Here is a 9,611-nt window from a genome sequence, read left to right as displayed (position 1 = left end):
CCTCAGCAAGAAAGAAAGCCTTTTGTTTACATTCTCCATTTCGTTGTTTTATTAATAATACCTCGCTCTGTAGTTTTTAAGTTCCAGTCTGTTTTTACGCTATTCAAGCCTATTAAGGCAATCTAACATTAAAATTACAGGATATTATTATGTCTAAAGTTCAAGGTACGGTTAAGTGGTTCAACGAATCTAAAGGTTTTGGTTTCATCGAGCAAGCATCTGGTCCAGATGTATTCGCTCACTTTAGCGCTATCGCTAGCGAAGGTTTCAAAACTCTAGCTGAAGGCCAAAAAGTAGAATTCACTGTAAGCCAAGGTCAAAAAGGCCCGCAAGCAGACAATATCGTAGCTGTTTAATTTGCTGTGATATTTTAGCTCTGATACAGGGCTAAATTAATATAAAAAAATGGTAAACCTTTGCGGGTTTGCCATTTTTTTTGTTAATTTAAAAGTGAGGATAAAATCCTGCTATATTCTAACAACCAATATCCTTCTCATCCTAATTAAGCAAAATCAATTGTAATAAAGTCTCATGCAGTAAGGGCTTCCAGACGATTTTGAGTCAAGTGCTCTATTTCGCAAAGGGGTATATATGGACGCCCCGTTTATTGCAAGCAAAAAGCAAGGCGCGTTCCCATTGTCATTAGTTTCATATCACCTTGCTGTACAAGGCTTTTTGGATACTGATACAAGTTTAATAGGCAATCTCCCACAACACTCTTATTTCCTGCAGCAGGGCTTTTATTACGGGGTCATTAGCTCTGTTTTTTGCAACAACGAAATACAACTGTATTTCGAAATCTAAATCTGAAAGTATGGTTATCTCTTTTTTATTGGCATAAATTTGTGCTTCTTCCTGCTCATAAAAACTTAACCCTAATCCACTTTTAACAAGTTCAAGCCTTGAGGTTTCATCATCACTTCTCATCACCGAAGTAATATTATCACCTATTTTGGACTTTAAGAAATCATCAAAGGGACAATGGAAACCCATTGTTATCCAGTCACATTGCCTGATTGTTTTATCTGTCAGATGAAAACTATAGGGCGCTATTGTGGTGATTTTCTGCAGTTTAATTTTAAGTGCGAATAAATCATTAGGGATATCACCGTAAACGTATCCTCCGTCCAACGCATCTTCTCTAATTGCCTCAATCGTTTTACCGGTTGCCATTGAAGATACCTGCAGCGTAACACCGGGAATATTTTCCCGCATATTTTCTGCCAGTCGGGTTATTTTTAACTGCTTAGGACTTTGATTAACTGCTAATTGGAAGGTGCCGATTATTTCATTTTGACTGCTTGCAGCTGCATTGACTAATTCCAAGGCGGAGTCGAGGGTGATTTGTGCTTTGCGCAGTAATATTTCCCCCTTATCAGTCAGTTTCATACCTTTACTGGAGCGAATAAACAGCTGGGTCTGCAACTCTTCTTCAAGTGCTTTTATATGTGCACTGATGGCGGGTGGTGTTGTAAATAACTGCTTGGCGGCTAAAGTTAAATTGCCGGTTTTTGCAACGACGACAAAGGAACGTAAATGATAAAATTCCATGACAACTCTTTTTATTGATACATCAAATTAATTTTTAATTATCAGACTTTGCACATAAAAGTGCATTCATTTTATCTTAATGAACAGTTCATAATCTATGAATTTATCATAAGCCGCCGCCGTTTTATATTAGCATCACCTGTACTGACTAGCAGTGAAAATATCAAATCCATTAATTTAAAGGAAAGTAAAATGGCTAATGAATCAAATGTACTTGCTTACCCTGCAGCTCAAAGTAACCAGGCGAACACATTTTTTAGTAACAAACTAGGCTATGAAACTGATTGCTCAGATGTTTATGCTGATATTAAAGATAACAACAATCACTTCGTCTTCTTAGATGTTCGCAGTGCAGAAGCCTTTGACAAAAGTCATGCCATCACTGCTGTAAATATGCCGCACAGTCAGATAAACGAACAAACATTTGCACAGTATGATAAAGATACTGTATTTGTGGTGTACTGCTGGGGGCCCGGCTGTAACGGCGCGACCAAAGCTGCTATGAAAATATCTGCTCTAGGATTTGCTGTCAAAGAGATGATAGGCGGTATTCACTATTGGGAAGATTTTGAACGTTACCCAGTTAACCGTCGTATGAGTGAAGCGCAAAGCTAACACTTTTGTACATATTTGCGGTTTTATAACAAAACCGCATTTACTGATCACCATAGATGAGTGGAAAAATAATGAATCAAAACATAAACATTCGTAAAAGCAGAGTTGATGATTCGTCTATTTTAGCAAGGCTGTTTAGGGAACATGCTTTATATGAGGGAGATGATCTACAGATCACACATCAATTTGAACAGTTAGAAAAAGGTACTCATCCAGCGGTCATTTTTGTCGTTGAGATCAACAACTCAGTGCAGGGGTATATGAGCCTGCTAAAACAATATTCAACCTGGGATATGGAAAGTTATCTCTATTTAGACTGCTTATTTGTAAGGCCTGAACTGCGGGGCTCCGGTGTCGGCAGAAAACTCATGAACACAGCTTCTGACTATGCAAAAGAATTAGGTCTCTCAGAGATTCAATGGCAGACACCCGTTGAAAATATTGACGCTATCGGTTTTTATAGAAAACTCGGTGCACAAGATAAAAATAAAAAACGTTTTTTCTGGGATATTTAAGTCATTATTTTTCCATGTGAGTGCTGAAAATATTTCTATCGTCTACATAGCCCTATAGCAGATTATTTACGAAACTGGTTAGTATAATAAATCGCAACAGCTCCTGTACGGAAGTTCACTTCCAAGCGAGGATAAATTTTACTGATCTGGTTTCCAAGTCGTATATGGGCATAAATCGCCTTCTGGTATTTTTCTTAGATATCTAAAAGTGTGGCAAAATTTACTTAAACACGAGTGTATGTTTACAGCTAGTTGGCTGTTTGTTTTTCAAACAACCCTTGACTTTCATTTAAGATTCTATAAAGTGCCCCTCAGCAAGAAAGAAAGCCTTTTGTTTACATTCTCCATTTCGTTGTTTTATTAATAATACCTCGCTCTGTAGTTTTTAAGTTCCAGTCTGTTTTTACGCTATTCAAGCCTATTAAGGCAATCTAACATTAAAATTACAGGATATTATTATGTCTAAAGTTCAAGGTACGGTTAAGTGGTTCAACGAATCTAAAGGTTTTGGTTTCATCGAGCAAGCATCTGGTCCAGATGTATTCGCTCACTTTAGCGCTATCGCTAGCGAAGGTTTCAAAACTCTAGCTGAAGGCCAAAAAGTAGAATTCACTGTAAGCCAAGGTCAAAAAGGCCCGAACGCAGAAAATATCGTAGCGATTTAACTTGCTGTGATATTTTAGCTCCTACACAGAGCTGAATTAATATTTAAGAGAATGGTAAACCTTTGCGGGTTTGCCATTTTTTTTTGCTAATTTCAAAGTGCTATGACCAAGTAGTATTGGCTATAAATTTGTTGGTTTGTAAGTCGTATAAAGGGGCACATAGCGCCTTAGAATATTTTTACTGGTGTCTCTAAAAACATAGCCAAATTAGCTATGCCGATTAATATTTCATCATCTTATTTATGACGATATGACGACTAATTGGATAGTATTTCTAAAAACCTGAACTACAGCTATTAGCCAATAAAGGTCATTCAACGTGTGACATAGAAAATGCCATATAGAATGAGAAATCTCTTAGTGCCGACCTGATGGCATAATGGTTGTTATTATATTGTTGGATTCACGGCAGTTCCTTCCCCAATTGCGCTCATCTTTTCGGGAGATTGAACGTACCAAGCCGCTTTCATCTGAACAATATGCCACATCTCCGCTAGTTGATACGCTATAAGGCGAAACCTCCAGGAAAAAAGCATTTCTTGGTTTTGTATTGGGGTAACACCATAAACGGTGAGCATAACCTAATTTATATTGAGCCTCATATGTCCCACGTTGGTCATTATAGGTATATGACTTGCCGCCTATTAGCTTGGAAATATTGCAGGAAAATCCCTCATCTGGATGATCGTGGTAATACCTGAATTGAGCATGAGTTATTTCGATAATCTTTGCCTTGGCTCTGTACTCCTTAACAGCTTTCTCAAGAGGGTGCATGATAGGCGATGCGAGAGCTAGAATAAATGCCGTAACGAATAGCCAATTAATCCACCTTCTGTTGTTAGTAGAATTTTTTCTACTGACCAAGAACTTGGAAATTATTTTGCCGAAAACACTTCCAATGAATGAAGTTGGAACGATCATAAATATGAGGATGATGGGTTCTAGTGGAAGCAGCTGGTGGCTTGCAGGTGAGATATCAGGATTGAGCCCTGTAAAAATCACTTCAATAAACCACCCTAGCATTATGCCAAGACCTGTAGGACCGAAAAATTTTATCTTTTTGTCATAAATACTAAGGATGGTCTCGGATAACAGCACAATTACGATGACCAAAGTGATATATACGCCACCAAGGTCGTTTTTTGTAGTGGCAGCCCAATAGATAAAAAAAGACCAATAACTCGTGAATCCAATAACTCCAGCTACCAGAGAATACCACTTGATGGAAACTAATTGCCTGTTACCTTCAACGGTCATTAATCATGCCCTGTGATCTTTTCTTTAGGTTTAGACCAAAAACTAGATTCTGGCAATGTCCGCTTCAGGGGGACTTGAGACGTATAAATTACTGAACGCTCGGCGATACCCCTAGATTGCTATATAGTCTTTACCCAAATAGATAGGTAACCTAGTTGAACTAGCTCCCAAATACATGCTTTTTGAAGGGGATTACATCAATTCATATCCTGTTAAGCCTGCCTATTAATCCCAGTTCCATGTTAGTGAACGTCTAATTGAAGTGGTCAAGTAAAACTGGCTACGGTTTTATGGATTTGTAAGCCGCTTGAGGGCGTTTGCGAGTTAGCTTTCTAAGGCGGAAAGGGGCACAAACCGACTTAGAATATTTGCTCTAATGTGATGCTGAAATTTAATTTATCTGGTTTGCTTTCGGGAATAAACAATCATCATCAACCAAACCGAATTGTCTTGCGAATGTTGCTACTTTTTTCTTAAAAACACGATTTTACATATGAAAGATAAAATCAACGAGCATAATATTTACAGCTATTATTTGGGTAGTATTTAGTAGAATTAACTAAAGAATGTTTGATGGTATCAAGCGACATGAAAATTTAGATTGATGGATATAATGACTGCTTGCTTTTTTATCTAAATCAATCTGATGTATCAATACACAGAGCTATTATAAAAAATAGTTAGGTGCACAAATTGAGTATATATCGCGTTGATATACCTTACACAAATGGTCTTTGGGGAAAAAAATGCTAAGCTCATAAAATGAGTTTCATTAACTATAGCGGTAAGTTATTACATGAAAAAAAATACGACAAGTGAATCTTCAAGTACTAAAGCTATTAGCAATATAGTTAAAAAAATTGATACGTCATCACCACTAAAAGATTCTGTATATGAAGAAGCGGCTGCTTATTTTGCCCAATTACCGGAGATAGAAAAAAATTTAGCAACACTGCATCAGGACTTAACTACTGCACAGCAGAATTTATCCGCTAATAGCAAACCAGCAAACGTCAAAAAACTGAAATATAAGGTAGAACAGAATCTTAAAAAAATTAAGTCGTTTGAATATAAACTGGATGAAGAACGGTTGGCTCGTTTACATAAACTAAAAAGTATATGCGATGAAATTTTATCTTTCTGTATTGGGCAAAACAGGGATGGCACCAATAAAAAAATTGCTAAGTTACTCGGTACTCTATCGTTAAGGGTGCCTGAAGGAATAAATCCTGCCTTGCAGTACAATCGACAAAATCAGCACTTATACCAAGCCGTACTCAGTTTGAAACTGCTTGATCAACTACTCGAAGATAAACAAATGGGCAATGAGTATATTCTGAAATGGACCTTGCCGGACGATACTGAAGAAGTCCCCCCCTTTAGGTTGGAAGTACAAATCCCTTTATTAATGACTTCTCTATTACACAATGTCGGTATTTGCCACCCTATTGCACAACAGATATTGAAAGGAAAGTCGGGTGATGCAGACGAATTCAGAGTATTAAGCACAGATGAAAGATTAGCCTTGTTAAAATGCAATTATCAACAAACGTTAAACTATCTAATGGATGGTTTGGGGCTTGATAAATATATAGGAGGCTCAAAAGCCGAAAGAGAAATATTTAACAAGAAGGAAGAAGAAAAATTTGTCTTTATTCGTTTGTTGTTGAAAAGCTCTCTCAATCCTAAACAGGGCATTGGTAACCTAATTAAGGTCCCTCAAATTTACACTTCTGTGGTCCTATCCAGCAAACGAAATTTCACTTATGCCTCCCTTCCCAAAGGGTTTCAAATACTAAACAAAGGCGTTGAAAGAGGCTCTATTAACAAGCAAGTGGTAGAGAGCCTACTCAAAATCACTGGTATATTCCCTCAAGGCTATGGCATTACTTATATCCCCAAAAACTCGAAGGGATTTGATTTGGAGAGATACGAGTTCGCCGTAGTAAATACACTCTATCCTCAAGAACCATACAGCCCTATTTGCCGTATTGCCACGAAAAACCAGGTTTTCATCTCATCAGGTGGGGATCTTAACATAGCGCCAGGTAATAACTTATATTTCCCGGATGCACGAAAAAAATTGATGAAGGTTAGCCCTGAAAGACTCAAAGGAATACTGAGTAAACTCTGGAGCAACTTTGAAGAGCGACATGAGCAACTCGACTTGATCCCGAAGTGTTGGCATCCTTATGAATATTTTTCTTTTGCAAAACAGCAAAATATGTGGAACAAGGTATTGTAGTGGTTAAGTAATGTTGGCCACAAATTTGTAGACAACTCATCTTATATTGGGGGCGAAAGTGAGTTAGCTTTCTAAGTCGCAAAGGGCACAAAGCCTTAGAAAATTCGTTAAATATCGATAAAATCCTAGCCAAAATTAACTAACCACTTCAGATGAACATTAATTAATATATCGTTGTATTCTATCTAGTTGGTCAAATTTGCTCGTTGTACTTCGCTATTTAAAAGCAACATAATGAGCAAGTTTCACTAATCAAAATGGATGAATTAGATAGTTGCGGCCATATAGTTAAAAAACTGCACTAGGAAGCTTTTTGATTAATTTATTAATCATACCTACTATTTTATTACTTTTAAAAAGGTTGGACAGGCAATTTTTTTAAAATCCACCGTGTCTGCTTCTGTACACTCTCAATAAATTTAAGGGCAAAAGAGTATGAAAAAGTGGTTAATACTATGTATCGGTGTTTGGGCATTAAGCTTTAAGGTTTTTGCTGACGAGTATCAAGCATCTATTCTGCAGTTTAAAAAATCTGATCGAACCACCTCGTTTTTTAATAATGCTTATGGTTATGCGATTTTCCCAAACATTGGTAAAGGTGGCATTGGTATTGGTGGATCCTACGGTGAAGGCAAAGTTTACATGCATGGCAAAGCAACTGGCAAAGTTAAGATGGCTCAAGTAACTATAGGTTTTCAATTAGGCGGTCAAGTTTTTAGCCAAATTCTCTTCTTGCAAGATAAACGCGCCTATGATGAGTTTACCAGTGGCAGCTTCGAATTTGGTGCACAAGCGAGTGCTGTCGCTCTTACTGCTGGTGCATCTGCTCAAGCAGGAACATCTGGTACCGGTGCGGCAGCGGGTAGCAAACAAGGCAAAGCGCATTATGTAAATGGTTATGCTGTATTTACTTTAGCTAAGGGAGGGGTAATGTACGAAGCCAGCATAGGTGGTCAGAAGTTTAGTTATACGCCTAACTAGCGATGTTGAGTATAGGAAGAATAAACGCTCTTTTTGATAACATTTGAATCAATTCAATTTTTAAATAATGGACTTCCAAGTCGAAATAGGGGCGTTAACGGCTCCAATGTTCTACCTTGCAAAGGGCACAAATCGGCTTAGGAATGTTACTTCAAGTTTATACTCTGCCTCTGCTGAATAGATACTTCTATAAATGCAGATGCACGGACTACCCATATAAGCGATGCTAGTTTTATAATATTAACAGAGCTTAATTAACTGCTTAATTTAATTTTTTTTTGCATTGAACTACAATTTAGTTGATAGCCAATGGGTATTGGTAAGTACGCAGTCTAATATCCTTTTAGGAACAGCAAACGACTAGCATTTCCGAGTTTACACATGTGCTATTTTTTTTAAGTTATTGCAGAAAAACAGAATACTGCGATAAAGCTAATATTAACCTAAAATGGGAAGTACGGTATGAGTAATGGTACAGTAAAGTGGTTCAATGCAGACAAAGGGTTCGGTTTCATCACTCCAGACGATGGGGGGAAAGACCTGTTCGTGCATCACTCAGAAATTAAGACCGGTGGTTATGCAACGCTCGATGAAGGCCAGAAAGTAGAATTCGAAGTCGGACAAGGTCAGAAGGGACCGTGCGCAAATAACGTTGTGCCGATTTAATTTTAAGTAGCTACACATAATAATAACGGTTAGGCGACGCCATAAGGCGCGCCTGCTGTTGGCGTTAATATTCTATCTCAGCAAATCTGTTTTTGAGTCGTATTGGGCGCGTTTGTGCGTTAGGTTTCTAAGGCGGAAAGGGGCACAAAGCGAGATAGAATGTTTTCACTGATACCTCTAAAAATGTGGCCAATTTGCTGTGCCAACACAATCACACATGCAATAATGCCGCTTGGTCAAAAGCCAAAACCTACATTGCACTGGGTAATACACTGCATACCCTCACTCTCCTTAATATCGACTCCACGACGAAGGAAGGGATCGACAGCGAACTGATCAGCTAAATATTTGCTCCAGAGTTAGGTGGATATGTGTGTGATGTGGCTTTAGCGATTGGTTATCACGATAAATAGCAATACTATAATCAGCCTTTGCCAAAATTACGACTAAGCACAGAGCAAATACTGCAAGTTTTATAGCCTTGCAGGCTAACTCCTCATTGCCGTGAACATCAACTTATCGGGGGATAATATCGCAATCAGTGTGAGAATAAGGTAAATTGTGGCGCATCAATATTAAAGAGAAATTCTAATGAACCCAATTATTCAAACCCTAAAAGATCACAATGTAAATGATGAGAAAATCACGGAAGTATTTCAAGCCTTAACGCAAAATCCGTTAGCTGCAATGACCATCATTCAAAGCTTAGGTATTCCTCAAGAGAAATTGCAACCGCTGATGATGATGGTGATGACCAACCCTGATTTGATCAAACAAGCCGTTGAAGAGTTAAGGTTAGATTTTTCAAAAGTAGAAGCTGCAAAAGCTAAACTACAAGAGAGCAAATAACTGCTTATAAATACGAAAAAGCCTCAACACTGTGTTGAGGCTTTTTTCTTAAAGTTATCTCGCTTGGGGCACAAACCGCCTTATAGTATTTTTCTTAGACATCTAAAAGTGTGGCAAAATTCACTCAAACACGAGTGTATGTTTTAAGGAATGTTGGTTGTTTGTTTTTAAAACAACTCTTGACTTGTAATATAGATTCTATAAAGTGCCCATCAGCAAGAAAGAAAGCCTTTTGTTTACATTCTTCATTTCGTTGGATTATTAATA

Annotated in this window: 10 protein-coding genes and 1 pseudogene; 9 read left to right on the top strand and 2 right to left on the bottom strand. The window is 37.8% G+C overall.

From position 1 onward, the window contains the following. Positions 1-149: 149 nt before the first annotated feature. Positions 150-356: a cold-shock protein gene (locus AC4GME_RS14340; protein WP_490378679.1), complete on the top strand. Its 207-nt coding sequence runs from the start codon at positions 150-152 to the stop codon at positions 354-356. Positions 357-693: 337 nt separating this feature from the next. Here the strand turns inward: AC4GME_RS14340 and AC4GME_RS14335 are convergent, their stop codons facing one another. Then, complete coding sequence (locus AC4GME_RS14335; protein ID WP_490379632.1) at positions 694-1,551, bottom strand: LysR family transcriptional regulator; 858 nt, start codon at positions 1,549-1,551, stop codon at positions 694-696. A gap of 192 nt (positions 1,552-1,743) precedes the next feature. Here AC4GME_RS14335 and AC4GME_RS14330 point away from each other — a divergent pair, with 192 nt between their 5' ends. From AC4GME_RS14330 to AC4GME_RS14320, 3 genes are all read left to right on the top strand, one after another. Next, positions 1,744-2,166, top strand: coding sequence for a rhodanese-like domain-containing protein (locus AC4GME_RS14330; protein WP_490378830.1), 423 nt, complete (start codon positions 1,744-1,746; stop codon positions 2,164-2,166). Between the two features lie 71 nt (positions 2,167-2,237). Then, positions 2,238-2,681: a GNAT family N-acetyltransferase gene (locus AC4GME_RS14325; RefSeq protein WP_490378829.1), complete on the top strand. Its 444-nt coding sequence runs from the start codon at positions 2,238-2,240 to the stop codon at positions 2,679-2,681. Positions 2,682-3,139: 458 nt separating this feature from the next. After that, a complete protein-coding gene (locus AC4GME_RS14320) occupies positions 3,140-3,346 on the top strand; it encodes a cold-shock protein (protein ID WP_490379631.1) in 207 nt (68 codons plus the stop codon). A gap of 357 nt (positions 3,347-3,703) precedes the next feature. Here the strand turns inward: AC4GME_RS14320 and AC4GME_RS14315 are convergent, their stop codons facing one another. Beyond that, a complete protein-coding gene (locus AC4GME_RS14315) occupies positions 3,704-4,603 on the bottom strand; it encodes a hypothetical protein (protein ID WP_490378109.1) in 900 nt (299 codons plus the stop codon). Positions 4,604-5,399: 796 nt separating this feature from the next. On the opposite strand from AC4GME_RS14315, the gene AC4GME_RS14310 reads away from it, so the two are divergent. The 5 genes and pseudogenes from AC4GME_RS14310 to AC4GME_RS14290 all read left to right on the top strand — a co-directional run bounded on the left by AC4GME_RS14310 (position 5,400) and on the right by AC4GME_RS14290 (position 9,344). Continuing rightward, a complete protein-coding gene (locus AC4GME_RS14310; RefSeq protein ID WP_490379630.1) occupies positions 5,400-6,848 on the top strand; it encodes a hypothetical protein in 1,449 nt (482 codons plus the stop codon). A 435-nt stretch (positions 6,849-7,283) separates the two neighbouring features. Beyond that, a complete protein-coding gene (locus AC4GME_RS14305) occupies positions 7,284-7,829 on the top strand; it encodes a YSC84-related protein (RefSeq protein ID WP_490378107.1) in 546 nt (181 codons plus the stop codon). A gap of 462 nt (positions 7,830-8,291) precedes the next feature. Beyond that, positions 8,292-8,495: a cold-shock protein gene (locus AC4GME_RS14300; RefSeq protein WP_490378106.1), complete on the top strand. Its 204-nt coding sequence runs from the start codon at positions 8,292-8,294 to the stop codon at positions 8,493-8,495. 221 nt (positions 8,496-8,716) lie between these two features. Continuing rightward, a pseudogene (locus AC4GME_RS14295) lies at positions 8,717-8,974 on the top strand (nitroreductase family protein); the annotation flags it as partial. Positions 8,975-9,086: 112 nt separating this feature from the next. Next, positions 9,087-9,344: a DUF2999 domain-containing protein gene (locus AC4GME_RS14290; protein WP_490378105.1), complete on the top strand. Its 258-nt coding sequence runs from the start codon at positions 9,087-9,089 to the stop codon at positions 9,342-9,344. Positions 9,345-9,611: the final 267 nt, after the last annotated feature.

Source organism: Psychromonas sp. (genome assembly GCF_983033635.1).
Note: the sequence above shows the minus strand (reverse complement) of the source record. Positions and strands in the feature narration are given on the sequence as shown.

What these genes read in the sequence shown, in the direction of transcription:
- AC4GME_RS14340 (WP_490378679.1), top strand. Translation starts at nt 150, where the DNA reads ATGTCTAAAGTTCAAGGTACGGTTAAGTGGTTCAACGAATCTAAAGGT.
- AC4GME_RS14300 (WP_490378106.1), top strand. Translation starts at nt 8,292, where the DNA reads ATGAGTAATGGTACAGTAAAGTGGTTCAATGCAGACAAAGGGTTCGGT.
- AC4GME_RS14335 (WP_490379632.1), bottom strand. Translation starts at nt 1,551, where the DNA reads ATGGAATTTTATCATTTACGTTCCTTTGTCGTCGTTGCAAAAACCGGC.
- AC4GME_RS14320 (WP_490379631.1), top strand. Translation starts at nt 3,140, where the DNA reads ATGTCTAAAGTTCAAGGTACGGTTAAGTGGTTCAACGAATCTAAAGGT.
- AC4GME_RS14330 (WP_490378830.1), top strand. Translation starts at nt 1,744, where the DNA reads ATGGCTAATGAATCAAATGTACTTGCTTACCCTGCAGCTCAAAGTAAC.
- AC4GME_RS14325 (WP_490378829.1), top strand. Translation starts at nt 2,238, where the DNA reads ATGAATCAAAACATAAACATTCGTAAAAGCAGAGTTGATGATTCGTCT.
- AC4GME_RS14315 (WP_490378109.1), bottom strand. Translation starts at nt 4,603, where the DNA reads ATGACCGTTGAAGGTAACAGGCAATTAGTTTCCATCAAGTGGTATTCT.
- AC4GME_RS14305 (WP_490378107.1), top strand. Translation starts at nt 7,284, where the DNA reads ATGAAAAAGTGGTTAATACTATGTATCGGTGTTTGGGCATTAAGCTTT.
- AC4GME_RS14290 (WP_490378105.1), top strand. Translation starts at nt 9,087, where the DNA reads ATGAACCCAATTATTCAAACCCTAAAAGATCACAATGTAAATGATGAG.
- AC4GME_RS14310 (WP_490379630.1), top strand. Translation starts at nt 5,400, where the DNA reads ATGAAAAAAAATACGACAAGTGAATCTTCAAGTACTAAAGCTATTAGC.